Below are 26,587 nucleotides of genomic sequence, written 5' to 3'. Positions count from 1 at the left end.
CCGCCCCGCGGGCGGCCCGTCAGGTCACTGCAGCGCCTGCACCCCGGCCACCAGCCAGCCGCTGCGGCCGTCCTTGGCCTTGGTGATGTTCCACACCTCGCGAAACGGCGCCGGTCCCTCGGCCGGATCCTCGCGGATCAGGCCGGAGAACTCGACGCTGGCCATGTATTCGTCGCCGCGGTCCTCGATGCCGAGCAGCTGCGCGTCCAGCGCCACCACCTCGGTGACGTTGGGCGCGCCGCCCTGCGCCTCGCGCTCGGCCAGCTGGGCCCGGATCTCGGCCAGCATGTCGTCGGTCATCAGCGCGCGCAGCGTCGCCACGTCGCCGCGGTCCCACGCCGCCTGCAGGCGCACGAAGTTGTCGCGCGAGGCGCGCAGGAAGCCCTCGACGTCGAAGCCGGCCGGAATGCCCCAGGTCTGCGGCCCCTGCAGCGCGCTGCCGATCAGGCCGCCGGCGGCTGCGCCCTGGAACTGGGTCTGCTCCCACGGCCGCGCCGCCGCGTCGTTGCCGACGTGGTGCGGCTGGTAGCTGCGCGGCATCACCGGCTCGGCGCCGGCGCCGGCACCGGCCAGCGCCGGCCGCGGCGCCGCCACGCGGCCGCGGCGCAGCAGCGCCACCACGGCCAGCACCGCGCCGACCAGCAGCAGGATCAGCAGAAACTGCGCAAACGCCTCGCCGAAGCCCAGCGCGGAGGCCAGCCACGCCAGCCCCAGCCCGGCGGCCAGCCCGCCCAGCATCGCGCCCCACGGCGTGCGCGGCTTGGCCGCAGCAGCGCCGGCCTGGCTGGCAGCCTGTGCGGGCTGTGGCTGCGGCTTCGCCGCCGGGGCCTGCGCCGGCTGGGCGGGGGTCGGCTGCGCCGGCGTGGCCTGGCGCTGCGTCACGTTGGCGGACTGCTTGCCCACCGAGCCACCACCGCCCAGGCGCTTGGCCCACGACGCATCGGCCGAGCCCAGCGCCAGCGCCGCCACCACTACCCAGGTTCCCACGTGAGCCTTCATGCGATCGCTCTCCTCGACGTCATGCGGTCTTGATGCCCACGTGCAGCGCGACGACGCCACCGGTCAGGTTGTGCACGTCGACGTGGCCGAAGCCCGCCTCGCGCATCATCCCGCGCAGCGTCTCCTGGTCCGGGTGCATGCGGATCGACTCGGCCAGGTAGCGGTAGCTGGCCTCGTCGCCGGCCACCCAGCGACCCAGGCGCGGCAGCACGTGGAAGCTGTACCAGTCGTAGGCTTTGCGCAGCGGGGGCGCGACCTTGGAGAATTCGAGCACCAGCAGCTTGCCGCCGACCTTCAGCACTCGATTCATTTCGCGCAGCGCAAGTTCCTTGTGCGTCATGTTGCGCAGGCCGAAGGCCACCGTGACGAGGTCGAACGCGCCGTCGGGAAACGGCAGCCGCTCGGCATCGCACACCACGGTGGGCAGCGCCCAGCCGCGGTCGAGCAGCCGGTCACGGCCCTCGCGCAGCATGGTCTCGTTGATGTCGGTGTGCACCACCACGCCGCCGGGCTGCACCTTGGGCGCCAGCGCCAGGCCGAGGTCGCCGGTGCCGCCGGCGATGTCCAGCACGCGCTGGCCCGGCTGCGGCGCGGCCACCATCACGGCGCAGGCCTTCCACCAGCGGTGCAGGCCGACCGACATGAGGTCGTTCATCAGGTCGTAGCGCGGCGCCACCGAATCGAAGACGGCGCGCACGCGCCGCGCCTTCTCGCGCTCGTCGACGGTCTCGAAGCCGAAATGGGTCTGCGTCATGGCGCCATCCTACGCCAAAGCGGGGCGCGCCGTGCCACCCGCGGCCCACGGCGGGCGCGCGGCTCAGTGCCGACCGCAGCCGCCGGCGCCCTTGGCCGGCATCGGCGCGTCGCGGTCCAGCCCGGCCTCGGCCAGCCGCCGCTCGTACTCCGCCCACAGCTCGTCCTGCCGGCTGCCCAGGAAGTACAGGTACTCCCACGTGTAGAGGCCGCTGTCGTGGCCGTCGGAGAACGTGGGCTGCATGGCGTAGTGCCCGACCGGCTCCAGCGCGACGATCGTGACGTCGCGCTTGCCGGTCTGCAGCACCGCCTGACCCGGGCCGTGGCCCTGCACCTCGGCCGAGGGCGAGTAGACGCGCAGCAGCTCGAACGGGATGCGAAAGCGCGCGCCATCGTCGAAGGCGACCTCCAGCACGCGCGAGGCGCCGTGCACGGTCAGTTCGGTCGGACGGGGATGGGATGCGGGATTCATCGCGGCAGCCTCCTCCAGCAGGGGATCAGGGACGTCGGGGCGTGTCGGCCCGCGGCGGCTGACACGCCGCGGGGTTGGCCAGCGCCAGCCACGCCACGGCCAGCGCCAACGGCACGGCCAGCCAGGCGGCCGCCGCCCCGGTGAGCCAGGCACCGGCACCGCCCAGCGCGCCGCCGGCGGCCAGCACCGCAGCCAGCGCCTGCCAGCGGGCGGCGCCGCCGGGCGGACGGTGGCGCGCACGCCGCACCGCCCCCCAGGCCAGCCACGCGAGCCCCAGCACCGCCCAGGCGGCCAGCGTCAGACGGCCGAAGCGGCCCACCGGGTCGCCGCCGCAATGCGCACCGAGCCATGGCGCCGCCCCGTCGCAGCCGAACGCCAGCAGCGCGAACGCCAGCCCCGGCCCCAGGTGCAGCAGCGTCAGCCCCACCAGCAGCGCGCGCAGCATCGCCGCTTCCTTTCAGCCCGGCTGGGCCTGCAGCGCCTGCACGACCGCGGCGTCGCACGCCGGCAGCCGCTCGCGCAGCGCCGCCAGCCGCAGCGCGTCGTCGCCGCGCTGCGCCGGCGCCCACACCGGCGCCGGAAAGCGGCTGTCCCAGTCGAAGCGCGCGATCACGTGCCAGTGCAGGTGCGGCACCACGTTGCCCAGGCTCGCGAGGTTGACCCTGGTGGGCAGGAGCGTGGTGCGCAGCGCGCGCTCCACCGCCGTCACGAGCGCCATCGCGCGGGCCTGCTCGGCCGGGGGCAGGTCGCTCCACTCGGCCACGTGGGCGGCGGCGATGACGCGGTACCACGCCGGGGCGGCGGCCACCTCGGCGCCCAGCGCGCGCACCACGCGCCAGCCCGGCCCGCGCCACAGCGTCAGGCCGCCGTCGTCGCGGCACAGCGCGCAGCCGGTCACACCAGCACCCGCTCGATGCCGCCGGCGTTGGCGCGCGCCACGTACTCCGGCAGCCAGTTCTCGCCCAGCACCTGGCGCGCGATCTCGACGACGATGTAGTCGGCCTCCAACAGGCCGTTGCTCAAGTCTTCGCTATAGCGGCTCAGGCCCTGCAGGCAGCTCGGGCAAGAGGTCAGGATCTTGGTGCGGCCCGGCGTGAGCTGCGCGCCGGTGCGCTGCGCTAATTCGGCCAACTGGCGCTCGTTTTTGCGCAGCTCCTGCTCCTTGCGGAAGCGCACCTGGGTGGAGACGTCGGGCCGCGTCACCGCGAGCGTCCCGGACTCGCCGCAGCAGCGGTCGCTGGCCACCACCGTCTCGCCCACCAGCGCCTTGACGGTCTTGAGCGGATCCTGCAGCTTCATCGGACTGTGGCAGGGGTCGTGGTAGAGGTAGGCCTCCTTGCCCTCGAGCCTGACGCCCTTCTCCAGCAGGTATTCGTGGATGTCGAGGATGCGGCAGCCGGGGAAGATCTTGTCGAACTCGTAGTGCTGCAGCTGGTCGTAGCAGGTGCCGCAGCTGACCACCACGGTCTTGATGTCGAGGTAGTTCAGCGTGTTGGCCACGCGGTGGAACAGCACGCGGTTGTCGGTGATGATCTTGTCGGCCTTGTCGAACTGGCCGCTGCCGCGCTGCGGGTAGCCGCAGCACAGGTAGCCCGGCGGCAGGACCGTCTGCACGCCGACGTGCCACAGCATGGCCTGCGTGGCCAGACCCACCTGGCTGAACAGGCGCTCCGAGCCGCAGCCGGGGAAGTAGAACACCGCCTCGCTGTCGGCGCTGGTGCGCTGCGGATCGCGGATGATCGGCACGTAGGCCCGGTCCTCGATGTCGAGCAGCGCGCGCGCCGTCTTCTTGGGCAGGTTGCCCGGCATCTTCTTGTTGACGAAGTGGATCACCTGCTCCTTGACCGGCGCCGCGCCGACGGTGGCCGGCGGGGCGCTGGTCTGGCGCCGCGCCGCGCGCTTGAGCAGGTCGTGCGCCAGCCGCTGCGCGCGGTAGCCCACGTCCACCATCAGCGTGCGCATCAGCTTGATGGTCTCGGGGTGGGTGGCGTTGAGGAAGGCCATCGCCAGCGCGTTGCCGGGCCGCCACGACTTGCGCCCCATCTTGCGCAGCAGGTTGCGCATCGCCATCGACACGTCGCCGAAGTCGATCTTGACCGGGCAGGGGCTCTCGCACTTGTGGCACACCGTGCAGTGGTCGGCCACGTCCTCGAACTCCTCCCAGTGCTGCACGCTGATGCCGCGGCGCGTCTGCTCCTCGTACAGGAAGGCCTCGATCAGCAGGCTGGTGGCCAGGATCTTGTTGCGCGGGCTGTAGAGCAGGTTGGCGCGCGGCACGTGCGTGGAGCACACCGGCTTGCACTTGCCGCAGCGCAGGCAGTCCTTGATGCTGTCGGCGATCGAGCCGATGTCGCTCTGCTGCATGATGAGCGACTCGTGCCCGAGCAGGTTGAAGCTCGGCGTGTAGGCGTCGCGCAGGTCGGCCGCGCGCGCCTCGGGCATGGGCTGGCGCAGCAGCTTGCCGCGGTTGAAGCGGCCTTGCGGATCGACCTTCGCCTTGTAGGCGGCAAACGGCGCCAGCTCCTCGTCGGTGAGGTACTGCAGCTTGGTGATGCCGATGCCGTGCTCGCCGGAGATCACGCCGCCCAGGCTGCGCGCCAGCGCCATCACGCGGTCCACCGCCTCGTGCGCGGTGCGCAGCATCGCGTAGTCGTCGCTGTTGACCGGGATGTTGGTGTGCACGTTGCCGTCGCCGGCGTGCATGTGCAGCGCGATCCAGACACGGCCCTTGAGCACGCGGCGGTGGATCGCCTCGCACTCCGCGGCCACCGGCGCCAGCGCCGCACCGCCGAACAGCTCGCGCAGCGGCTGGCGCAGCTGCGCCTTCCAGCTCGCGCGCCAGGTGTGATCCTGCAGCAGCTCGAACACCGTGCGCGTCTGCCCTTCGGGCACGGCATCCAGCCCCTCCAGCCAGCCCTGCCACTGCGCACGCACCGTGCGCACCAGCGCCAGCGCCTGCTCGCGCCGCTCCTCCACCAGCTCCGGCGCGGGGGCCTCGGCACGGTCCTCCACCTTGCCCAGCGGCAGCTGCGGCCGCTGCAGAAAGGCCTCCAGCTCGTCGCACAGGCGGATCTTGTTGCGCAGGCTCAGCTCGATGTTGATGCGCTCGATGCCCAGCGTGTACTCGCCCATGCGCTCCAGCGGGATCACCACGTCCTCGTTGATCTTGAAGGCGTTGGTGTGGCGGCTGATGGCGGCGGTGCGCTTGCGGTCGGCCCAGAACTTCTTGCGCGCCTCGGCGCTGACGGCCACGAACCCCTCGCCGCCGCGCGCATTGGCCAGCCGCACCACCTCGCTGGCGGCGCGCGCCACCGCGTCCGGATCGTCGCCGACGAGGTCGCCGATCAGCACCATCTTCGGCAGCGTGCCGCGCTTGCTCTTGGTGGTGTAGCCCACCGCCTTCAGGTAGCGGTCGTCCAGGTGCTCCAGCCCGGCCAGCAGCGTGCCGCTGCGCCGCTGCTCGGCGAACATGAAGTCCTTGATCTCGACGATCGAGGGCACGGCGTCCCTGGGGTTGCCGAAGAACTCCAGGCACACGGTGCGCGTGTGCGCCGGCATGCGGTGCACCACCCAGCGCGCGCTGGTGATGATGCCGTCGCAGCCCTCCTTCTGCACGCCGGGCAGGCCGCTCAGGAACTTGTCGGTGACGTCCTTGCCCAGGCCCGCCTTGCGGAAGGCCGAGCCCGGGATGTCGAGCCGCTCGGTGCGGATGGGGGTCTTGCCGTCGGCCTCGAAATACTTCAGCTCGAAGCTGGCCACCTCGGCGTCGTGGATCTTGCCGAGGTTGTGGTTCAGGCGCGTGACCTCCAGCCACTGCGCCTGGGGCGTGACCATGCGCCAGCTCAGCAGGTTGTCCAGCGCCGTGCCCCACAGCACCGCCTTCTTGCCGCCGGCGTTCATCGCGATGTTGCCGCCGATGCACGACGCCTCGGCCGAGGTCGGGTCGACCGCGAACACGTAGCCGGCGCGCTCGGCCGCATCGGCCACGCGCTGCGTGACCACGCCCGCTTCGGTCCAGATGGTCGGCACCGGCTCGGCGTGGCCGGGGATCGGCGTCAGCTCCACCTCGGTCAGGCGCTCGAGCTTTTCGGTGTTGATGACCGCGCTCTTCCACGTCAGCGGCACCGCGCCGCCGGTGTAGCCGGTGCCGCCGCCGCGCGGGATGATCGTCAACCCCAGCTCGATGCAGCCCTGCACCAGGCCGACGATCTCCTCCTCGCTGTCGGGCGTGAGCACGACGAACGGGTATTCGACGCGCCAGTCGGTGGCATCCGTCACGTGGCTGACGCGCGACAGGCCGTCGAAGCGGATGTTGTCCTTGTGCGTGTGGCGCCTGAGCACCCGCAGCGCGCGGCGGCGCAGCGCCGCCACCTCGTCGAAGTGGGCCGCAAACGCCCGCACCGCCTGCTGCGCCAGCGCCAGCAGCTCGCCCACCTTGGCGTCGCGCTCGGCGTCCTCGTGCGGGCGGCGGCGCTTCTCGATCTCGCGCAGGCGGTGGTGCAGCGCCTCGATCAGCGCGCTGCGGCGGCGCGCGTTGGCCAGCAGGTCGTCCTGGATGTAGGGGTTGCGCTGCACCACCCAGATATCGCCGAGCACCTCGTAGAGCATGCGCGCCGAGCGGCCGGTGGCCCGCTCGCTGCGCAGCTGCTCCAGCAACGCCCAGGCGCGCTCCCCGAGCAGCCGGATCACGATCTCGCGATCGCAAAACGACGTGTAGTTGTATGGGATCTCGCGCAGCCGGGGCGCGTCGGGCGCGGCATCGAGCAGGGCGTGCAGGGGTGTGGGCGCGTTCATGGCTGTGGGGCGGCCCCGCGCGGCCTGGCCACCCGGTCCGGGACGGTCTCGGGCGCCGACGCGGGGACCGGGATGTTACCGCAGCGCAGCATGCAGACCGGCCGGCGTGCCCGGTATCCCTGCCGCCACTGGGGACCGACGCCTCAGCCGCGCGGGCGGGCACGCCACGCCGCCAGCGCTCCCTGCAGCAGCACCAGCGCGCCGTACGTGGCGATGCGGCCGTCGGCGCCGGTCAGCACCAGCCCGCCGACCAGCACCGCCGAGCCGGGCAGCGCCAGCCACAGCGTCTCGCGCGCCCAGCGCCGCGGCCACGCGCCGTCGCGCCGCCGCGCCGCCACGAGCCCCGCCAGCAGCGCGCCGGCGCTCCAGGCGGGCGCCACCAGCTGGATCAGGTGCGACAGGGCGGTCAAGACGTCCACGCAGGGGGCGGATTTTATAATCCGGGACATGGCAGTCTGGGCGCTCGGCATCAACCACCAGACCGCTCCGCTGGACGTGCGGGGGCGGTTCGCCTTCGCGCTGGAGCAGATCCCGGACGCCCTGCGCCGCCTGCGCGCCGCGCTGGCGCGCCCGGCCGAGGCCACGCTGCTGTCCACCTGCAACCGCACCGAGCTGTACTGCGCCAGCGACGAACCGTTGGTGGAGTCGAGCGCGCGCTGGCTGGCCGACAACGGCGGCGTGCCGGCCGAGGCGCTGCTGCGCCACGCCTACGTGCTGCGCGACGACGCCGCGGCACGCCACGCCTTCCGCGTGGCCAGCGGGCTGGACAGCATGGTGCTGGGCGAGCCGCAGATCCTGGGCCAGTTGAAGGACGCGGTGCGCGTCGCCGACGAGGCCGGCACGCTGGGCACGACGCTGCACCAGCTGTTCCAGCGCTCGTTCGCGGTGGCCAAGCAGGTGCGCAGCAGCACCGAGATCGGCGCGCACTCCATCAGCATGGCCGCCGCGGCGGTGCGCCTGTGCGGCCAGCTGTTCGAGGATCTGCGCGAGATCCGCGTGCTGTTCGTCGGCGCCGGCGAGATGATCGAGCTGACCGCCACGCACTTCGCCGCGCGCCAGCCGCGGGCGATGGCGATCGCCAACCGCACGCTGGAGCGCGGCGAGCGGCTGGCGGCGCGCTTCGGTGCCGAGGCCCTGCGCCTGTCGGATCTGCCGGCGCGTCTGCACGAGTTCGACGCCGTGGTCAGCTGCACCGCCAGCACGCTGCCGCTGATCGGGTTGGGCATGGTGGAAAGCGCGCTGAAGCGCCGCCGCCATCGCCCGATGTTCATGGTCGACCTGGCCGTGCCGCGCAACATCGAGGCCGAGGTGCGCCAGCTCGACGACGTCTACCTGTACACCGTGGACGACCTGGCCGCCGTCGTGCAGGCCGGCCGCGACAGCCGGCAGGCCGCGGTGGCGCAGGCCGAGGCGATCATCGACGCCGGCGTGCAGAGCTTCATGCTCTGGCTGCGCGAGCGCGACCCGCGCCACGGCGTGGTGCCGTTGATCCGCGACCTGCACGCGCAGGCCGAGGCGTGGCAGCAGGCCGAGCTGGCGCGCGCGCGCCGGCTGCTGGCGCGCGGCGCCAGCCCCGAGGAGGCGCTGCAGGCGCTGGCGCGCGGCCTGACGCAGAAGATGCTGCACGGGGCGCTGGCGGAGCTGCACGGCGGCGACGAGGCGGCACGCCGGCACACCGCCGAGATGGTGCAGCGGCTGTTCCTGCGCGGCCGCCGCGGGCCGGCCGGCGCGGCCGACGGCGCGGCGACCCAGGGCGCATGAAAGCCTTCGTCCGCCAGACGCTGGAGCAGCGCCGCCGCCGGCTGCACGAGCTCGACGCCCAGCTGGCCGCGCCGGACGCCACCGCCGACCTGGCGCGCTTTCAGGCGCTGTCGCGCGAGCACGCCGAGACCGACGCGCTGGTGCAGCCTTACCTGCGCTACCTGCAGCGCGAGGCCGACTGGCAGGCGGCGCTGCAGCTGCACGACGAGGCCATGGCCGAGGGGGATGCGGCGCTGGCGGCGCTGGCGGCCGACGAGATCGAGGCCGCGCAGGCCGAGCTGCGCGCGCTGGAAGACGAGCTGCAGGCGCGGCTGGTGCCACGCGATCCGGACGACGCGCGCAACGCCTTCGTCGAGATCCGCGCCGGCACCGGCGGCGAGGAGGCGGCGCTGTTCGCAGCCGACCTGGCGCGCATGTACGCGCGCTACGCCGAGCGCCAGGGCTGGCGCGTGGAGGAGCTCAGCGCCTCGCCGAGCGACCTCGGCGGCTACAAGGAAGTCGTGCTGCGCATCGCCGGCGAGGGCGCCTACGGGCGGCTGCGCTTCGAATCCGGCGGCCACCGCGTGCAGCGCATCCCGGTCACCGAGTCGCAGGGCCGCATCCACACCAGCGCCTGCACCGTGGCGGTGCTGCCGGAGCCCGACGAGCAGCAGGCCATCCAGCTCGACCCGGCCGAGCTGCGCATCGACACCTTCCGCGCCAGCGGCGCCGGCGGCCAGCACGTCAACCGCACCGACTCGGCGGTACGCATCACCCACCTGCCCACGGGCCTGGTGGCCGAATGCCAGGACGACCGCAGCCAGCATCGCAACAAGGCGCGCGCGCTGCAGGTGCTGCTGGCGCGGCTGCAGGAGCGCGAGCGCCAGGCGCGCGCCGCGCAGCAGGCCGCCACGCGCAGGAGCCTGATCGGCAGCGGCGACCGCAGCGACCGCATCCGCACCTACAACTTCCCGCAGAGCCGCGTCACCGACCACCGCATCGACCTGACGCTGCACCAGCTGCCGGCGGTGCTGGACGGCGAGCTCGACGACCTGGTGCACGCGCTGCGGCTGGCGCACGGCGCGCAGCAGCTGGCGGAGCTGGAGGCGCGCGCCGCCGCCGGCGCGAGCTGAGGGCCCCGCGCATGCCCGACCGCGCCCGCACGCTCGACGAGGCGCTGCGCGCCGCGCAGGCGCGCGGCCTGCCACGGCTGGAAGCACAGTGGCTGCTGCTGCACGCGCTGGGCCGCGGCCTGCAGGAGCGCGCCTGGCTGCTGGCGCATGGCGAGGAGCCGCTGCCGGCGCCGGCGGCGGCGCGCTACGCCGCGCTGTGCGCGCAGCGCCGCGACGGCGTGCCGCTGGCCTACCTGGTCGGCGAACGCGGCTTTCACGGCCTGACGCTGCAGGTGGATGCGCGCGTGCTCGACCCCCGCCCGGACACCGAGACGCTGGTGGACTGGGCGTTGGAACTGCTGCCGCAGGGGCAGGCCGCCGACGTGCTGGACCTGGGCACCGGCAGTGGCGCCATCGCGCTGGCGCTGCAGGCGCGCCGGCCGGCCGCGCGTGTGTGGGCGCTGGACGCGAGCCCCGCCGCGCTGGCGGTGGCCGCGGCCAACGGCCGGCGGCTCGCCCTGCCGGTACGCTGGCTGCACGGCCACTGGTGGGACGGCTGGCGGCCGTGGGGTGACGAATCCGCCGCGTCCGCGCCGCCGGCGCGCTTCGACCTCGTCGTCAGCAACCCGCCCTACCTGGCCGAGAACGATCCGCACCTGCCCGCGCTGCGCCACGAGCCGCGCCAGGCGCTGGTGGCCGGCGCCGACGGGCTGGACGCGCTGCGCGCCATCATCGCCGGCGCGCCGGCGCGGTTGCGCCCCGGCGGCTGGCTGCTGCTGGAGCACGGCTGGGATCAGGCCGCCGCGGTGGCGGCGCTGCTGCGCGCGCACGGCTTCGGTGCACCGGCGCACCGCCGCGACCTGGGCGGCCACGTGCGCTGCACCGGCGCGGCATGGCCCGGCACCCCCGGCGGCGGCACGGGCTCGCCGGCGGCGGGATAATGGCGGCATCCGCAACCCGACACGCCACGCGAGACGAGCCATGAGCGACGTGCAACAGCGCATCGACCAGCTGGTCAAGAACCACGACATCGTGCTCTTCATGAAGGGCACGCCGAGCTTTCCGATGTGCGGCTTCTCCGGCCGCGCGGTGCAGATCCTGAAGGCCTGCGGGGTCGACCCCAAGGCCATCGTCGCCGTCAACGTGCTGGACGACCCCGAGGTGCGCCAGGGCATCAAGGAGTACAGCAACTGGCCCACCATCCCGCAGCTGTACGTGCGCGGCGAATTCATCGGCGGCTCCGACATCATGATGGAGATGTACGAGAGCGGCGAACTGCAGAAGCTGCTGGCGGCTCCAACCGCGTGAGGCGGCACTGCGCCGCACGCCACACCCCGGGTCCGTCCCGATACCGCAGCCGGCACGGTGCTTGCTTCAATGGTCGACGAGCCGATCGTTCGAAGGAGTGCACCATGGTCCACGACAGCGTGCCCACGATCGCGCCGCCGCGCGGCCTGCCGATCGCGCGCGTGCGCGAGATCTTCAACCCGGACGACGTCGAGCAGCGCCTGAAGCGCCTGAAGGCCCAGGGCCACGAGCGCGAGCAGGCCACCCTGTGCCAGACCTACGAGCGCATGCTGGAGCGCGGACCGCAGCGCTTCGCGGTCAAGCCTTCCGGCGTGCCTGACATGGCGCCGCTGTACGAGCAGCTGCCCAACTTCCGCGCCGTGCTCGACGACATCAAGCGCCACGTGGCGCTGGCGCAGGCCGGCAGCGACAGCCTGGAGGTCACGCCGATCCTGCTGCTGGGACCGCCGGGTGTGGGCAAGACGCACTTCGCGCAGCAGCTGGCCGAGCTGCTGGCCACCACCATGACGCTGGTGCCGATGAGCGCGATGACCGCCGGCTGGCTGCTGTCGGGCTCCTCCTCGCAGTGGAAGGGCGCCAAGCCCGGCAAGGTCTTCGAGGCGCTGGTGGAGGGCGACTACGCCAACCCGGTGATCGTCGTCGACGAGATCGACAAGGCCAGCGAGCACGCGCAGTACGACCCGCTGGGCGCGCTGTACGGGCTGCTGGAGCCGCAGACCGCGCAGCGCTTTGTCGATGAGTTCGCTGAAGTGCCGATCGACGCCAGCCAGGTGATCTGGATCACCACCGCCAACGACGAGCGCGCGATCCCCGAGCCGATCCTCAACCGCATGAACGTGTTCGAGATCGCGCCACCGACGCGCGAGGAGGCGCGCACGATCGCGCGGCTGCTCTACCAGCGGCTGCGCGCCGCGCACGACTGGGGGCGGCTGTTCGATGAGGAGCCGGGCGACGACGTGCTGGAGCGGTTGGCGGAACTGGCGCCGCGCGAGATGCGCCGCGCGCTGATGACGGCGTTCGGCAACGCGCGGCTGGACGAGCGCGACCACCTGGAGGTGCGTGACCTGCCCGCGCCGGCGGCGGGCAAGGGGCGCATCGGCTTTCTGGCCTAGGCGGGCCGCGCCTTCAGGCGCGCGGCGCCGCGCCGTGGCCCAGGTCAGCCCAGCGGCGCCGCGCGGCCAGCACCGCATTCGGGTACGCCGCCTGCCCGCGGCTGCCGTTGTAGCGCCCCAGCGCCAGAAAGAGATCGCCGCGCTCGCGGTCGAGGTAGTGGCGCAGGATCACGCAGCCGTAGCGCAGGTTGGTCTGCAGGTGAAACAGCTTGTCCGGATCGCCGTCGCCGATCAGCCGCGTCCAGAACGGCATCACCTGCATGTAGCCGCGTGCGCCGGCGCGCGAGATCGCCCAGCGGCGAAAGCCGCTTTCGACCTCGATCAGCCCGAGCACCAGCGCGGTGTCCAGGCCCGCGCGGCGGCTCTCGTACCAGACGGTCTGCAGGAAATCCTCGCGCGCGCGCGCCTCGGGCTTGCGCCGGCGCAGCCGCCAGCTGCCGTCGGCCAGCCAGCGCACGTAGTGCACGCGCTCCTCGGCGCTGGTCAGCACCGGCTCGGGCGGGTCGAGCTGCTCCACCGCGGCGCGCAGCGCGTGACGCACGGCATCCGACAGCGGCTCCTCGATCTGCGCGCCGGCGCGCGCAGCCGGCGGCGCCGCCAGCAACCCGGCGGCCAGCCCCCACGGCGCGGCGGCACGCGCCAGCGCCCAGCCGGCCGCGGCGCGCAGGCCGGCGCGGCGCGTCAACCGCAAGACCGGACCGGGCACCGCCGCCATCGTCAGACCTGCAGCCGCGCGCGCACCCAGCCGGCCGCCTCGGCCAGCGGCACCGGCGTCGGCGCGCCGTCGCGCCGGTGCTGGTACTCGACCACCCCGTCCTTGAGCCCCTTGTCACCGACCGTCAGCCGGTGCGGCACACCGATCAGCTCCCAGTCGGCGAACATCACGCCGGGGCGCTCGCCGCGGTCGTCCAGGATCACGTCGACGCCGGCGTCCAGCAGCTCGGCGTAGAGCCGATCCGCCGCGCCGCGCACCGCCTCGCTGCGGTCGTAGCCGATCGGGCAGATCACCACCGTGAACGGCGCGATCGCATCCGGCCAGATGATGCCGCGCTCGTCATGGTTCTGCTCGATGGCCGCCGCCGGCAGGCGCGTGATGCCGATGCCGTAGCAACCCATCTCGAACGGCTTGGGCTTGCCGTCCTCGTCGAGGAAGGTGGCGTTCATCGCCCGGCTGTACTTGGTGCCGAGGTAGAACACGTGCCCGACCTCGATGCCGCGCTCGATCGCCAGCACCCCCTTGCCGTCCGGCGACGGGTCGCCGGCGACGACGTTGCGGATGTCGGCCACCCGATCCGGCTCCGGCAGGTCGCGCCCCCAGTTGACGCCGGTCAGGTGGAAGTCCGCCTCGTTGGCGCCGCAGATCCAGTCGGCCATCACCGCCACCTCGCGGTCGGCCACCACCGTCACCGGCTTGCGCATGCCCACCGGCCCCAGGTAGCCGGGGCGGCAGCCGAAGTGCTCGACGATCTCGGCCTCGGTGGCGAAGCGCCAACCCAGCTCCAGCCCGGGCAGCTTGCCGACCTTGACCTCGTTCATGTCGTGGTCGCCGCGCAGCAGCAGCAGCCAGATGCGGGTGGCGACGATCTCGTCGCGCTCGTTGACCTCGTCGGTGGCCAGCACGATGGACTTGACGGTGCGCGCCAGCGGCACGCCGAGCAGCTCGGCCACCTGCGCGCAGGTGCTCCTGCCCGGCGTGGCGACCTTGGTCAGCGGCTGGGCGGGCGCCGGGCGCGGCCCCTGCGGCGGCAGCGCCTCGGCCTTTTCCAGGTTGGCGGCGTAGTCGCTGGTAGGGCAGTAGACGATGGCGTCCTCGCCGGTGGCGGCGATCACCTGGAACTCCTCGCTCAGGTCGCCGCCGATGGCGCCGCTGTCGGCCGCCACCGCGCGGTAGCGCAGCCCGAAGCGGTCGAAGATGCGCCGGTACGCCTGCGCCATGATCTGGTAGCTGCGCTGCGCGCCCGCGGCGTCGCGGTCGAAGCTGTAGGCGTCCTTCATGATGAACTCGCGGCCGCGCATCAGGCCGAAGCGCGGGCGGCGCTCGTCACGGAACTTGGTCTGGATCTGGTAGAAGTTCTTCGGCAGCTGCTTGTAGCTCCTCAGCTCCTGGCGCGCGATGTCGGTGACGACCTCCTCGCTGGTGGGCTGGATGACGAAGTCGCGCTCGTGCCGGTCCTTGATGCGCAGCAGCTCCGGACCCATCTTCGCGAAGCGGCCGGTCTCCTGCCACAGTTCGGCCGGCTGCACGATCGGCATGGTCAGCTCGATGGCGCCGGCGCGGTCCATCTCCTCGCGCACGATGCGCTCGACCTTGCGGATGACACGCAGCCCCAGCGGCATGTAGGTGTAGATGCCGGCCGACAGCTTCTTGATCATGCCGGCGCGCAGCATCAGGCGGTGGCTGACGACCTCGGCGTCGGCCGGGGCTTCCTTGAGGGTGGCGATGTGATACTGGGAGGCTCTCATGTCGACATGACGATGACCCGCGTTGCATAATCGGGCCAGCTTTACAAGATTGGGGTTGATTATGCTTGACAGGGACGGCTTCCGGCCGAATGTCGGCATCATCCTGCTCAACCACCGCAACCAGGTCTTCTGGGGCAAGCGCATCCGCACGCATTCGTGGCAGTTTCCGCAAGGGGGCATCGACCGCGGCGAGACGCCCGAGCAGGCGATGTACCGTGAGCTGCACGAGGAGATCGGCCTGAAGCCGGAGCACGTGGAGATCATCGCGCGCACGCGCGACTGGCTGCGCTACGAGGTGCCCGACCGCTACATCCGCCGCGAGGCGCGCGGCCACTATCGCGGCCAGAAGCAGATCTGGTTCCTGCTGCGGCTGGTCGGCGGCGACTGGAACCTGAACCTGCGCGCCACCGACCACCCCGAATTCGACGCCTGGCGCTGGAACGACTACTGGGTGCCGCTGGACCTGGTGATCGAATTCAAGCGCGAGGTCTACCAGCGCGCGCTGCAGGAGCTGGCCGCCTACCTGCCGCCGGTACAAAACGGGCCGGTGCGCCGTGACGGCCGCGGCAACCGCTTCCTGCGCAACGCCCGGCCGCCGGCAGCGCGGGGCGAGGCAGCCCCGGCACGCGGCGCGCGTGCGCTGCCGCCGCAGCTCGGTGTGCCCTCCGACGCCGAGCTGCCGCCCGGCGCCAGCCGCGGCAGCCCGCCCGGCGCGGTGCCGGCCGTGCGCCCGCGGCAACCGAAGCCCACCGTACCGTGAGTCACCTTCTCCCCCTGCCCTTCCGTCGGCGCCGCGCCACCGCCGCGCTGGCGCTGCTGCTGGCCGCCGGCGCGCAGGCCCAGCTGCTGACCGACCCGAACCGCGACTGGCGCGAGGCCGAGGTCCCGCCCCCGCCGCCGCTGCGCACCGAGCGGCTGGTGCCGTTCACCCCGTCGGTGCACAGCCAGCTGCGCTTCGGCGTCGACCCCGACAGCGTCACGCTGGGGTCCGACGGCGTCATCCGCTACGTCATCGTCGCGCAGGGCGACGGCGGCGCGCTCAACGCCTGGTACGAGGGGCTGCGCTGCGCCACCGCGCAGGTCAAGACCTATGCGCACTGGAACCCCGGCCCACCGCCCGGCTGGCGCGTCAACCCGGAGCCGGCGTGGCGCAACCTGGGCGGGGAGTTCGCCTCGCGTCCGGCGGTGGCGCTGGCGCGCGGGGGTTTTTGCGACGGCGCCACGCCCAACGGCCGTCCGGCCGACATGCTGCGCGCGCTGCGACAGGGCCGTGCGGCGGACCGCTGAGGCAGCCCTCGACGCGCTGGCCTAGGCCGCCGCCGTCACGACCAGGTTGTCGCGGTGGATCATCTCCGGCTCGGCCGTGTAGCCGAGCAGGCGCTCGATCTCCGCCGACGGCCGGCGGCAGAGCAGGCGCGCCTCGGCGGCGGCGTAGTTGGCCAGCCCGCGCGCGATCTCGCGGCCGTCGGGCGCGCGCACCGCGATCACGTCGCCGCGGTGGAACTCGCCTTCCACCGCCGTCATGCCGATCGGCAGCAGGCTCTTGCCCTCGCGCACAAGCTTCTCCACCGCGCCGTCGTCCACCGTCACCGCGCCGCGCAGCTGCAGCTGACTGGTGATCCAGCGCTTGCGCGCCTGCTGCTTGGGCGCGTCGGCCACCAGCACGGTGCCGATCGGCTCGCCACCCAGCAGCCGCGGCAGCACGTCGGCCTCGCGCCCCCAGGCGATCACGGTGGAGGCACCGGAGCCGGCCGCGCGCCGTGCCGCCAGCACCTTGGTGATCATGCCGCCGGTGCCCACGCGCGTGCCGGCGCCGCCGGCCATCGCCTCCAGCGCCGCATCGCCCGCACGCGCCACGTGCACGAAGGCGGCGTCGGGCCGCTTGCGCGGGTCGGCGGTGTAGAGGCCGCGCTGGTCGGTCAGGATCACCAGCAGGTCGGCCTCGATCAGGTTGGCCACCAGGGCGCCCAGCGTGTCGTTGTCGCCGAACTTGATCTCGTCGTTGACGACGGTGTCGTTCTCGTTGATGACCGGCACCACGCCGTGCGCCAGCAGCGTCAAGAGCGTGGAGCGGGCGTTGAGGTAGCGCTCGCGGTCGGCCAGGTCCGCATGCGTCAGCAGCACCTGCGCGCTGCGCAGCCCCTGCCCGCGCAGCTTGGTCTCCCACATCTGCGCCAACCCCATCTGCCCCACCGCCGCGGCCGCCTGCAGCTCGTGCAGCTCCTTGGGCCGCACCGCCCAGCCCAGGCGCTTCATGCCCTCGGCGATCGCGCCGCTGGAGACCATCACCACCTCGCGCCCGTCGCGCACCAGGTGCGCGAGCTGGCGCGCCCACTGGCCGATGGCGCCCTCGTCCAGCCCGCGCCCCTCGTTGGTCACGAGGCTGGAGCCGACCTTGACGACGATGCGCCGCGCCGCGCGCAGCACCTCAGCCGGTGCGCGCGCCGGCAGGCTCAGGCCGGTGGCGGGGTCGCGGTCGGCGGCGGAAGCGGGGGCGGACGTCTTCGTGCAGGCACTCATGGTGCGGGCAATCATACGCAGCCCTCAAGGGCGAAACCGGGGATCGTCCGCCGCGGGCCCCGCCGGCGCCGGCGTGTCGGTTCCGGCGCGCGCGGCGTCGAAGCGCGGATCGACCGGCGCCGGCGCCTCGGCCTGACGCTGCGCCGCGAGCCACTGGTGGATGTCGCGCATCAACGGCTCCAGCCCCTCGCGCGTCAGCGCCGAGACCGCGTACACCGGCCCCTTGAAGCGCAGCCGGCGCACGACGTCGCGCACGCGCGCCTCGCGCTCGTCTGCCGGCACCATGTCCAGCTTGTTCAGCACCAGCCAGCGCGGCTTGGCGGCCAGCTGCGGGTCATACTTCTTCAGCTCGGCGACGATGGCGCGCGCCTGCGCCACCGGGTCGACCGACTCGTCGAACGGCGCGACGTCCACCAGGTGCAGCAGCAGCCGCGTGCGCTGCAGGTGGCGCAGGAACTGGTGGCCCAGCCCCGCGCCCTCGGCCGCGCCCTCGATCAGACCGGGCACGTCGGCGATCACGAAGCTCTGCTGCGGGCCGACGCGCACCACGCCGAGGTTGGGGTGCAGCGTCGTGAACGGGTAGTCGGCGATCTTGGGCCGCGCGTTGGAGACGGCGGCGATCAGCGTCGACTTGCCGGCGTTGGGCATGCCCAGCAGCCCGACGTCGGCCAGCACCTTCAGCTCCAGGTGCAGACGGCGGCGCTCGCCGGGCTTGCCGAGCGTGCGCTGGCGCGGGGCGCGGTTGGTCGAGCTCTTGAAGTGCAGGTTGCCCAGTCCACCGTCGCCGCCCTTGGCCAGCAGCAGGCGCTGCCCCGGCGCCAGCAGCTCGCCGAGCAGCTCGCCGCTGTCGGCGTCGCGGATGATGGTGCCCACCGGCATGCGCAACACCAGGTCGGCCCCCTTGGCGCCGTACTGGTCCGAGCCGCGCCCGTGCTCGCCGCGCTGCGCCTCGTGCCGGCGCGCGTAGCGGAAGTCCACCAGCGTGTTGAGGTTCGGGTCGGCCTCGGCCCAGACATGGCCGCCGCGGCCACCGTCACCGCCGTCGGGGCCGCCGAATTCCCTGAACTTCTCGTGACGGAACGAGGCGCAGCCGTTGCCGCCGTCGCCGGCGGCGACGTCGATCCAGGCTTCGTCGACGAACTTCATGGTCGGCTCCGCGCAGGCGCAAGAAGGAGGCAAGCGACAAGGGCCCGCGCTGGGCGGGCCCTTGTCGGGACGCAGCGGTTTCGATCACCCGGCCGGCGCGCCGCTGGACGCCGCACACCGGCCGCGTGGCTCAGGCCGCGGCGATGACGTTGACCACCTTGCGGTTCAGCGGTCCCTTGACGGCGAACTCGACCTTGCCCGCGACGGTGGCGTAGATGGTGTGGTCACGGCCGATGCCGGTGCCGACACCCGGATGGAAGTGCGTGCCGCGCTGGCGCACGATGATCGCGCCGGCGTTGACCTGCTCGCCGCCGTACACCTTCACCCCCAGCATCTTGGGCTTGGAGTCACGGCCGTTGCGCGTGGAGCCGCCGCCTTTTTTCTGTGCCATGGTGCCTCACCTCATCCCAGGTTGATCGAGCCGATCTCCAGCTCGGTGTAGTTCTGCCGATGGCCCTGGCGCTTCTGGTAGTGCTTGCGGCGGCGCAGCTTGAAGATGCGCACCTTCTCGCCGCGCCCGTGCGCCACCACCTTGGCCGTGACCGTCGCGCCGCTGACCAAGGGGGTGCCCACCCGGATGTCGGCGCCGTTGCCCACGGCCAACACCTGGTCGATCACGATCTCTTGGCCTACGTCCGCAGCGATCTGTTCTACCTTGATTTTTTCGCCGGCAGCGACGCGATACTGCTTGCCGCCGGTTTTTATGACCGCGTACATAGGTTTCCTCTCGTTGCATCGATGCGGGGCGGGCAAGCCACCGGCTTGCCCGCCCCGTGTCTCACGTGCTCGCCAACCATTGACTGGTCGGCGAACCGGCAATTATAGCCATGGATGCGGTATGCTGGAAAGCCCCATGCACACCGACCTGCCTGCACCGCTGGCCGCGCGCGGCCTGCTGACCATCTTCGGCTCGACCTTTCTCGAGCTGGTGGGCTATTTCATGCTGACGCCGTGGCTGGTGCTGCGCCTGAGCGAGCGGGGGGCCGGCCCGGCGGTCGTCGGCCTGTTCGCCGCCAGCGCCTGGATCGGCATCCTGCTGGTGACACCGCTGGCCTCGGCCCTGACGCAGCGGCTGGGGCGACGGCGCGCGCTGGCGCTGTCGGCGGCGGTGCCGGCGCTGGCGGGGCTGGGCTACGCGCTGCCGTGGCAGGGCACGGCCACGCTGGCGCTGTGGTTCGCGCTGAAGCTGGTGGCCGGCATGGCCTCCGGGCTGCGCTGGGTGCTGGCCGAGTCGATCGTGGCCGAGTGCTCGCCGCTGGCGCGACGCGGCCGCTACGTCGGGCTGTTCGAGACGATGGTGGGCGTCACCTTCGTGCTCGGGCCGCTGCTGCTGGCGGCGGTGGGGCCGTCGAGCGAGGCGGCGCTGGTGCTGTCGGTGGCACTGCTGACCGGCGGCTGGCTGGGATCGCTGGCGCTGCCGGCGTTGCCCGAGCCGCACGCCGGCGAGGCGGGCCACGCGCTGGGCTGGCGCGGCGTGCGGCAGGCGCTGCGCGCGCACCCGGTGATCATGGCCGCGGGCTTCTGCGGCGGCTTCTTCGAGAGCGGCCTGACCTCGATCCTGCCGCTGTACGGGCTGGCGCTCGGGCTGGGCGCGGCGGCGGCGGCGCTGCTGGTGTCGGCCAGCGGGTTGGGCAGCGCCGTGCTGATGCTGCCGGCCGGGCTGGCAGCGGACTGGCTGGGACGCCGGCCGGCACGACGCGGCGGGGCAGGCGGCGCGCGACTGTTCCTGATGCGGCTGGCGGCCGCCGCCACGCTGCTGGCCACGCTGGTCATCCCGTGGGTGGCGGACACGCCCTGGCTGGCTTGGCCGGTGGCGTTCCTGTGGGGCGGCGCCGGCGGCACCCTGTACACGCTGGCCATGATCGACATCGGCGCGCGCGAGCGCGGGGTGGCGCTGGTCAACGCCACCGCGGTGCTGGTGCTGGCCTACACGCTGGGCGGCGTGCTGGCGCCGTCGCTGGCCGGCGCGGCGCTGCAGTGGGCGCCGCGCGCGGGCTTTCCGGCCCTGCTGCTGGCGGTGGCGCTGGCGTGCCTGGTGCTGCTGGCACGCGCCCGCGCCGGCGGCCGGGTCTGAGCGCCGCCGTCAGGGCGCGCGCGCCGGCTCGGCACCGGCCGGCACGGCCGTGGCGGCGCGGGGATGCGGGCGGTCGATCAGACGGTCGGCGACACCGCCGCCGACCCACATGCCCACCAGCGTCACCCACGCCGTCAGCGCGAAGATCGCGCCGCCCGTGACCCCCGCCCCCACCGCGCAGCCGCCGGCCAGCATCGAGCCGAAGCCCATCAGGATGGCGCCGACGATGTAGCGCGGCATCGTGTAGGCGCCGCCGAAGCCCTCCAGCTTCCATTCGCGGCCGACCAGCGCGCCGGCCAGCGAGCCGAGGAACACCCCCGGCATCAGCCCGAGCCCGAACGACCACGGCTTGCCCGGCTCGGCCAGCACGCGCATCAGCCACTCGGCCGACGGGCCGCTGAAGGTCATGCCCTGGATCTGCACCGGCTCGAACGAGTGCGTCATCACCTGGTAGCTGAACCACCACGCCAGCGCCACCATCAGCCCGGTGGCCGCACCACCGACCCACTTCCAGAAGCTCCAGCCGCTGCGCACGGCGAACCACAGCGCCGCGGCCATCCACACCAGCCCGAACAGCAGGCCGACCTTGGGGCCGCCGCCGATCAGCGCCAGCAGGTCGCGCGAGGGGCCGCCTTCCACCACCCACCAGCTGCTGACCGCCTCGCGCCACGGCGCCAACGCCCCCGACAGCGAGGCCTGCGCCGTCACCGCGAAGATCAGCCCGGACAGCAGCGCGCGCAGGTTGCCGTTGGCCGACAGCACCAGCAGCCGGCTGGCGCAGCCGCGCGTCATCACCATCCCGAGGCCGAACAGCAGCCCGCCGACCAGGGCTCCCGACAGGCTGCCGCGCGAGGCTAGCTGGCGCGCGCTGGAGACGTCCAGCCAGCCCAGCAGGATCATGCCCTGCACCGCCACCACCGCGGTGGAGAACGCCAGCAGCCACACCGCCAGCTTGTCACCGAAGCGGCGGTGCCAGAACTCGATCACCGCGGCGCGCAGACAGAACTTGGAACGCTGTCCGAAGAACCCGAAACCGAACCCGAGCACCAGCCCGCCCATCGCCAGCACGGCCGCCTCGCCCCAGCGCTCGATCCATGCCGTCATGTCCATGGCTGCCCCTTCTTCAGTCCATGCAAATATGACGGCATTGTGAACCGGTGGCACGGCGCGCGGTTGACGCGCGTCAAGAATGCCGGGGGTGCGCGACCTCGACGTCGCAATCGCACCCAGCGCCGGCGGCGATCCAGCGCGCCACCAGCCGCTGCCCGAGGACCACGAGCAGCCGCCGCACCGCGCCGGCGCCCGCCGGCTGCGCCGGCAGCGCCCCGCAGCGGTAGCGCGCCTGCCCGGCATCCCAGCGCAGCATCGCGCAGGCCCCGCGCCACCGGCGCGACAGCACGACGCCGAGCGGGCACGGCCGCCACGCGCAGCAGACGCCGCAGCCGTTGCACGGCGCGCCCGGTGGCGGCTTGGACGGCGCCTCGGGGTGGAGCCAGACGACCGCCCCGTCCTCGGGCCGCCGCGTGTTCATGGCCGCCCCGTACCGCCGACCGGCGTCACGCCGCCTCCTCGTCGCGCCAGGCCAGGTGCACGGCCCAGATGTCGTCCAGCCGGCGCAGCAGCGCCTGCACCGCGTCGGGCCAGAAGTGGCGGCCGGCCTGCTCCTGCAGCAGCGCCAGCGCCCGCTCGCGCGGCCAGGCCGGCTTGTACGGGCGCGCGCTGGTCAGCGCGTCGAACACGTCCGCGACGGCCACGATGCGCGCCTCGGCGCTGATCGCCTCGCCCCGCAAGCCGTGCGGGTAGCCGCTGCCGTCCCACTTCTCGTGGTGCTGCAGCGCGATGGTGCGCGCCATGCGCAGCAGGGGGCTGGGGTCGTCGCCGATGATGTCGGCGCCCATCTGCGGGTGCTGGCGCATCACGGCCCACTCGGCCTCGTCGAGCTTGCCGGGCTTGAGCAGGATGGCGTCGGGCACGCCGATCTTGCCGATGTCGTGCATCGGCGCGGCGGCCAGCAGGGTTTCGCAATAGCTGCGCGGCGCGCCCAGCGCCTCGGCGATCAGGCGGCTGAAGTGGCTCATGCGGATGACGTGGCGGCCGGTCTCGTTGTCCTTGAACTCGGCGGCGCGGCCCAGACGGCGGATCACCTCCAGCCGGGTGCGCTCGACCTCGTCGCGCTGCACCAGCGCCAGGTGCGTGCGGATGCGCGCGCGCAGCACCGGCGGCGAGATCGGCTTGGTCACGTAGTCCACCGCCCCCAGCGCCAGCCCGGCGGCCTCGTCCTCGTCGGCGCCGAGCGCGGTGCAGAACAGCACCGGGATGGACGCCGTCGTGGGGTCGGCCTTCAGGATGCGGATGACGTCGTGGCCGGTCATGCCGGGCATCATCACGTCCAGCACGATCAGGCGCGGCTGCAGCTCGCGCACGCGCGCCAGCGCCTCGGTGCCGCTGCGCGCGAACGACAGGCGGTAGTCGCCCTCCAGCACCTGGCGCAGCAATTGCAGGTTGGCCGGTTCGTCGTCCACCAGCAGCAGGCGCGGCGGGGCGTCCAGCTCGGCCCACGGGGCGAAGTCGGCGGGGGTCGGAGTGGCGTCAGGCATCGGGCTCGGGCTCCTCGGCGGGGGGATCGGACGGGGGCGGGGGTGACCAGCGCGCCAGCAGCGCCAGCGCGGCGTCGAAGTCGAAGGCGTCCAGCGCCGCGCGCAGCGCGGCGGCGTGCGCCGGGTGGTCGGCCGCCAGCGCGGCCAGCGCGGCGTCGTCGATCTCGCCGCGGCGGCAGGCTGCCGCCAGGCGCGCGAGCGACGGCGCGGCGTTCGCGGCGGGCGGGGTCAGCGGTTCGGTGGCCGTGGCGGGAGCCGGCGGCGCATCGGCGACGACCGGCTGGGCGGCCAGCCAGTCCGTCAGCGCGGCCCAGGCCTGCACCGCCGGCGCGGGGTCGGGCGTCTCGCCGCGCGCGTGCGCCAGCTCCAGCGCGCGCGCGGCCTGCGCCAGCGCCGGCAGCGCCAGGTTGGCGGCGGCGCCGGCCACGCGGTGCCACTCGGCGCGGCCCCAGCCGGCGGCCCCGGCCCACACCGGGGCCTGCTCGGCGTGCCAACGGCGCAGCTGTGCCAGCCACGCCTCGCCCCACAGCGCGCGGCCGCGCGCGGGGTCGGCCACGGGCAGGGGCGGCATGGGGGCCGACGGGGGCGCCGCATCCGGCACGGCGCCGGCCGTGGCAGGCGGTGGCCCGGCGTCGGACGATCCGGCCGGTGCGGCGCCCGCAGCCGGCGCCACCGCGTCGGCGGCCACGGCGCCGGATCGATCCCCACCACTCGGAAGCGTCCCCGCCTCGTGGCGGCGCCGCGCCACGTCGGCCAGCGCGCGGCGCAGCGCGGCCGGGTCGATCGGCTTGTCCAGGAAGCCGTCCATGCCGGCGCGCTGCGCCGCGGCGCGGTCGGCCTCCAGCACGCTGGCGCTCAGCGCCAGCACCGGCACCGGCGGCAACCCTTGCGCGCGCTCCCACGCGCGCAGCCGCGCGCAGGCCGTCACGCCGTCCAGCCCCGGCATCTGCAGGTCCAGCAGCAGCACGTCCCAGGCGTGCGGCTCGGCCTGGTAGCGCGCCAGCAGCGCCGCGCCGTCCTCCACCACGGTGATGCGGTGTCCCTCGCGCTCCAGCAGCCGCGCCAGCAGCTCGCGGTTCTGCGCCACGTCGTCGGCGGCCAGCACGCGCAGCGGCGCCCCCTTCGCCGCCATGGCGTCGACGGCCTCGGCCGCCTCGGCGCAGAGGTCATCGGGCAGCGTCGGCAGCGGCAGGCGCACCTCCACGCGCGTGCCGACGCCGACCTCGCTGCTGAGCGCCACGCGCCCGCCCATCAGCTCGGTCAGGCGCTGCACGATGCTCATGCCCAGGCCCGTGCCGCCGTAGCGGCGCGCGGTGCCCTCATCGGCCTGCACGAAGGGGTCGAAGATGGCGCGCTGGCGCTCGGGCGGGATGCCGATGCCGGTGTCCTCCACCCACAGCAGCAGGAACTCCCCGGCCACCGCCGCGCCCAGCGTCACGCCGCCGCGCTCGGTGAATTTCAGCGCGTTGCCGAGCAGGTTGGTCAGGATCTGGCGCACGCGGTCGGCGTCGCCGTGCCAGCAGCGCGGCAGCGCGGCGGCCGCCTCCAGCCGCAGGTCCAGCCCCTTGCGCGCGGCCAGCACGCCGAACTGCGACACCAGGTCGTGCAGCAGGCGGTCGAGCCGGAACGGCGCCGGCACGATGCGGAACTCGCCGCGCTCCAGCTTGGCCGCGTCCAGCACGTCGTTGAGGATGCGCAGCAGCGCGCGCGCCGACTCCAGGATGGTGCGCGCCTGCTCGCGCTCGGGGCTTGCGTCCGGCAGCCGCTCGCGCAGCAGCTCCGCGAAGCCGACGATGGCGTTCATCGGCGTGCGGATCTCGTGGCTGACGTTGGCGAAGAAGGCGCTGCGGCTGGCCAGCGCCTGCTGCAGCTCGCGCTGGCTGCGCTGCAGCGCCTGCACCATGTGCACGCGCTCGGTGACGTCGAAGGCGAGCTTGAGCACCGCGCGCACGCGGCCGTCGGCGTCGAACATCGGCTGGTACCAGCCCGACAGGTGCACGGTGCGGCCGTCCTTGGCGCGCCGGACGAATTCGCCCGGCTGCGGCTCGCCGCGCCGCAGGGCGGCCCAGAAGGCGGCCATGTCGGCCTCCTGCGCCTCGTCGGTCCAGACCACGTGGTGCGGCTGGCCGGCGAGCTCCTGTGGCGCCCAGCCGAGCATACCGGCCAGCTTGGCGTTGACCTCGACGAAGGTGCCCTCCGGCGTCAGCACGGCGCGGCCCACCACGTTGTCGATCGCGGCCAGCAGCGCGCGCTCGCGCTCGCGCGCCTCGTGCTCGTCGGTGACGTCGGTCAGGTACAGGTCCAGCACCGGGATCGGCGCGGCACGCCCGCGCGCGTCGGGCTGGAAGTCGTGCGCCACCGCGCGCACGCGCACGTGCCGCCAGCCCTGCGTGGCGTGGCGCACGCGCACCTGCAGCTCGGTCTGGTAGAAGGCCGGGCGCTGATCCGGGATCGCGCGCGCGACGACGCCGCGGTCGTCCGGGTGCACCAGATCGAGCAGCGACCACTCGCCGCGCTGGTAGTCCGCCAGCGAACGGCCCGTCAGCGCCTGCAGCGACGGTGACACCAGCAACCGCTCGAAACCGCCGTCGGCGCGCAGGCGCACGATGGCACCGGGCAGGTGGTTCAGGATGTCGCTCAGCAGCGCCTCGCGCTCGCCGAGGCGCCGCGCCAGCGCCCGGTAGGTGGCGATGCCGAGCAGCCCCCAGGCGAAGCCGAACGTCACCGCCACCACCACCGCCACCACCACGGCCAGCTCGAACTGGCGGCTGGACCAGCGCGGGAACGCCGGATCGAACGGCCCGATGAAGAGGGAGGCCTGCATCGCGGTGTAGTGCATGCCGCTGGTGGCCAGCCCCAGGATGCAGCCGGCGACGACGATCGCCGCCAGCCCCGGCAGGCGCGTGTGGCGGCGCAGCCACTCGCGCGCGCCGAGCCCCGCCACCGCCAGCGCCACCGCGACGACGATCGACAGCGCGAAGCCCGCCGGGTCGTAGCGCAGCGTGCTGGCCAGGCGCAGCGCGCCCATGCCGCTGTAGTGCATCGCGCCGATGCCGGCACCGACCCACGCGCCCGCGACGACCACCGCGCGCACGTCAGGCCGTCCGTCGGCGCCGGGGCGCGCGTACAGGCGCAGCCCGGCCGCGGAGGCCGCGACGCTGGGCAGCATCGACAGCGCGGTGATCCAGGGGTCGTAGCGCACCGGCTGGCACAGGTCCGCCGCCAGCATGCCGATGAAGTGCATCGCCCAGACGCTGACGCCCAGCGCCAGCGATGCCAGCGCGTAGGCGCCGCGCGCCACCGCGGGGCCGAAGCGGTCCGCGCGGCGCGCCAGGCTGACCAGCTGCATCGCCGCCACCCCGCCGGCGCAGGCGATCAGCAGCGACAGCGCCACCAGCCACGGGTCGTAGACCACCGGGGCCAGCGGCCCGGCCTCATCCCGCCACGCGAACCATCGCTGCCACCACGCGTCCATGCCGCCCCCGACCGCTTCGCGA

Annotated in this window: 25 protein-coding genes; 8 read left to right on the top strand and 17 right to left on the bottom strand. The window is 73.6% G+C overall.

Annotated elements, in window-relative coordinates:
• Nucleotides 1–24 precede the first annotated feature (24 nt).
• From Tsedi_RS02895 to Tsedi_RS02865, 7 genes are all read right to left on the bottom strand, one after another.
• On the bottom strand, nucleotides 25–999 hold the full coding sequence (locus tag Tsedi_RS02895) for a Tim44 domain-containing protein (protein ID WP_143893422.1): 975 nt from the start codon (nucleotides 997–999) through the stop codon (nucleotides 25–27).
• A gap of 19 nt (nucleotides 1,000–1,018) precedes the next feature.
• Nucleotides 1,019–1,753, bottom strand: a complete 735-nt coding sequence (locus tag Tsedi_RS02890) for a class I SAM-dependent methyltransferase (protein ID WP_143893420.1) — start codon at nucleotides 1,751–1,753, stop codon at nucleotides 1,019–1,021.
• Nucleotides 1,754–1,816: 63 nt separating this feature from the next.
• Entirely contained in the window at nucleotides 1,817–2,224 is a 408-nt protein-coding gene (locus Tsedi_RS02885; RefSeq protein ID WP_143893418.1) for a gamma-butyrobetaine hydroxylase family protein, read from the bottom strand.
• Nucleotides 2,225–2,249: 25 nt separating this feature from the next.
• Entirely contained in the window at nucleotides 2,250–2,669 is a 420-nt protein-coding gene (locus tag Tsedi_RS12145; protein ID WP_185970559.1) for a hypothetical protein, read from the bottom strand.
• Between the two features lie 12 nt (nucleotides 2,670–2,681).
• The gene (locus Tsedi_RS02875; protein ID WP_143893416.1) at nucleotides 2,682–3,122 is read right to left on the bottom strand and encodes an HIT family protein; all 441 of its coding nucleotides are present in this window, start codon (nucleotides 3,120–3,122) and stop codon (nucleotides 2,682–2,684) included.
• A complete protein-coding gene (locus Tsedi_RS02870; RefSeq protein ID WP_143893414.1) occupies nucleotides 3,119–7,018 on the bottom strand; it encodes a DUF3683 domain-containing protein in 3,900 nt (1,299 codons plus the stop codon). Before Tsedi_RS02870 ends, Tsedi_RS02875 begins: the two co-directional genes overlap by 4 nt.
• A gap of 143 nt (nucleotides 7,019–7,161) precedes the next feature.
• A complete protein-coding gene (locus Tsedi_RS02865; protein ID WP_246099149.1) occupies nucleotides 7,162–7,437 on the bottom strand; it encodes a hypothetical protein in 276 nt (91 codons plus the stop codon).
• Nucleotides 7,438–7,465: 28 nt separating this feature from the next.
• Between Tsedi_RS02865 and hemA the strand changes: the two genes are divergently transcribed.
• The 5 genes from hemA to Tsedi_RS02840 all read left to right on the top strand — a co-directional run bounded on the left by hemA (nucleotide 7,466) and on the right by Tsedi_RS02840 (nucleotide 12,290).
• Nucleotides 7,466–8,779 (top strand): glutamyl-tRNA reductase, encoded by a 1,314-nt coding sequence (hemA, locus tag Tsedi_RS02860; RefSeq protein ID WP_143893410.1) that lies wholly within the window; start codon nucleotides 7,466–7,468, stop codon nucleotides 8,777–8,779.
• Nucleotides 8,776–9,891 (top strand): peptide chain release factor 1, encoded by a 1,116-nt coding sequence (gene prfA / locus Tsedi_RS02855; RefSeq protein WP_143893408.1) that lies wholly within the window; start codon nucleotides 8,776–8,778, stop codon nucleotides 9,889–9,891. The genes hemA and prfA overlap by 4 nt, the downstream gene beginning before the upstream one ends.
• Nucleotides 9,892–9,902: 11 nt before the next feature.
• Entirely contained in the window at nucleotides 9,903–10,811 is a 909-nt protein-coding gene (gene prmC, locus Tsedi_RS02850; RefSeq protein ID WP_143893406.1) for a peptide chain release factor N(5)-glutamine methyltransferase, read from the top strand.
• 40 nt (nucleotides 10,812–10,851) lie between these two features.
• The gene (gene grxD, locus Tsedi_RS02845; protein WP_143893405.1) at nucleotides 10,852–11,178 is read left to right on the top strand and encodes a Grx4 family monothiol glutaredoxin; all 327 of its coding nucleotides are present in this window, start codon (nucleotides 10,852–10,854) and stop codon (nucleotides 11,176–11,178) included.
• 104 nt (nucleotides 11,179–11,282) lie between these two features.
• Complete coding sequence (locus tag Tsedi_RS02840; RefSeq protein ID WP_143893403.1) at nucleotides 11,283–12,290, top strand: AAA family ATPase; 1,008 nt, start codon at nucleotides 11,283–11,285, stop codon at nucleotides 12,288–12,290.
• Between the two features lie 13 nt (nucleotides 12,291–12,303).
• Here Tsedi_RS02840 and Tsedi_RS02835 read toward each other — a convergent pair whose 3' ends face one another.
• Both Tsedi_RS02835 and Tsedi_RS02830 read right to left on the bottom strand, forming a co-directional pair.
• Entirely contained in the window at nucleotides 12,304–13,005 is a 702-nt protein-coding gene (locus Tsedi_RS02835) for a lytic transglycosylase domain-containing protein (protein ID WP_143893401.1), read from the bottom strand.
• A gap of 2 nt (nucleotides 13,006–13,007) precedes the next feature.
• On the bottom strand, nucleotides 13,008–14,753 hold the full coding sequence (locus Tsedi_RS02830; RefSeq protein ID WP_143893399.1) for a proline--tRNA ligase: 1,746 nt from the start codon (nucleotides 14,751–14,753) through the stop codon (nucleotides 13,008–13,010).
• A gap of 61 nt (nucleotides 14,754–14,814) precedes the next feature.
• On the opposite strand from Tsedi_RS02830, the gene Tsedi_RS02825 reads away from it, so the two are divergent.
• A complete protein-coding gene (locus Tsedi_RS02825; protein ID WP_143893396.1) occupies nucleotides 14,815–15,513 on the top strand; it encodes an RNA pyrophosphohydrolase in 699 nt (232 codons plus the stop codon).
• Nucleotides 15,510–16,040 (top strand): CNP1-like family protein, encoded by a 531-nt coding sequence (locus Tsedi_RS02820; protein ID WP_143893394.1) that lies wholly within the window; start codon nucleotides 15,510–15,512, stop codon nucleotides 16,038–16,040. Before Tsedi_RS02825 ends, Tsedi_RS02820 begins: the two co-directional genes overlap by 4 nt.
• Nucleotides 16,041–16,061: 21 nt before the next feature.
• Here Tsedi_RS02820 and proB read toward each other — a convergent pair whose 3' ends face one another.
• From proB to rplU, 4 genes are all read right to left on the bottom strand, one after another.
• Complete coding sequence (gene proB / locus Tsedi_RS02815) at nucleotides 16,062–17,177, bottom strand: glutamate 5-kinase (RefSeq protein ID WP_246099159.1); 1,116 nt, start codon at nucleotides 17,175–17,177, stop codon at nucleotides 16,062–16,064.
• A gap of 120 nt (nucleotides 17,178–17,297) precedes the next feature.
• Nucleotides 17,298–18,419 (bottom strand): Obg family GTPase CgtA, encoded by a 1,122-nt coding sequence (gene cgtA / locus Tsedi_RS02810; RefSeq protein WP_143893390.1) that lies wholly within the window; start codon nucleotides 18,417–18,419, stop codon nucleotides 17,298–17,300.
• A gap of 130 nt (nucleotides 18,420–18,549) precedes the next feature.
• Nucleotides 18,550–18,810, bottom strand: coding sequence for a 50S ribosomal protein L27 (rpmA, locus tag Tsedi_RS02805; protein ID WP_143893388.1), 261 nt, complete (start codon nucleotides 18,808–18,810; stop codon nucleotides 18,550–18,552).
• Nucleotides 18,811–18,821: 11 nt separating this feature from the next.
• A complete protein-coding gene (gene rplU, locus Tsedi_RS02800; protein ID WP_143893386.1) occupies nucleotides 18,822–19,136 on the bottom strand; it encodes a 50S ribosomal protein L21 in 315 nt (104 codons plus the stop codon).
• A gap of 136 nt (nucleotides 19,137–19,272) precedes the next feature.
• Here rplU and Tsedi_RS02795 point away from each other — a divergent pair, with 136 nt between their 5' ends.
• On the top strand, nucleotides 19,273–20,493 hold the full coding sequence (locus Tsedi_RS02795; protein ID WP_185970558.1) for an MFS transporter: 1,221 nt from the start codon (nucleotides 19,273–19,275) through the stop codon (nucleotides 20,491–20,493).
• Nucleotides 20,494–20,502: 9 nt separating this feature from the next.
• Here the strand turns inward: Tsedi_RS02795 and Tsedi_RS02790 are convergent, their stop codons facing one another.
• From Tsedi_RS02790 to Tsedi_RS02775, 4 genes are all read right to left on the bottom strand, one after another.
• Nucleotides 20,503–21,603, bottom strand: coding sequence for a YeeE/YedE family protein (locus Tsedi_RS02790; RefSeq protein WP_143893383.1), 1,101 nt, complete (start codon nucleotides 21,601–21,603; stop codon nucleotides 20,503–20,505).
• Nucleotides 21,604–21,676: 73 nt separating this feature from the next.
• Nucleotides 21,677–22,024, bottom strand: a complete 348-nt coding sequence (locus Tsedi_RS02785; RefSeq protein WP_143893381.1) for a hypothetical protein — start codon at nucleotides 22,022–22,024, stop codon at nucleotides 21,677–21,679.
• Between the two features lie 25 nt (nucleotides 22,025–22,049).
• On the bottom strand, nucleotides 22,050–23,090 hold the full coding sequence (locus tag Tsedi_RS02780) for an HD domain-containing phosphohydrolase (protein WP_143893379.1): 1,041 nt from the start codon (nucleotides 23,088–23,090) through the stop codon (nucleotides 22,050–22,052).
• Nucleotides 23,083–26,565 carry an MHYT domain-containing protein gene (locus tag Tsedi_RS02775; RefSeq protein WP_143893377.1) on the bottom strand — a complete coding sequence of 1,161 codons (3,483 nt, stop codon included), beginning with the start codon at nucleotides 26,563–26,565 and terminating at the stop codon, nucleotides 23,083–23,085. The genes Tsedi_RS02780 and Tsedi_RS02775 overlap by 8 nt, the downstream gene beginning before the upstream one ends.
• Nucleotides 26,566–26,587: the final 22 nt, after the last annotated feature.

The sequence above is a fragment of the Tepidimonas sediminis genome, assembly GCF_007556605.1.
In the GTDB taxonomy this organism is placed as follows: domain Bacteria; phylum Pseudomonadota; class Gammaproteobacteria; order Burkholderiales; family Burkholderiaceae_C; genus Tepidimonas; species Tepidimonas sediminis.
This window is presented reverse-complemented; position numbering and strand designations above follow the sequence as displayed.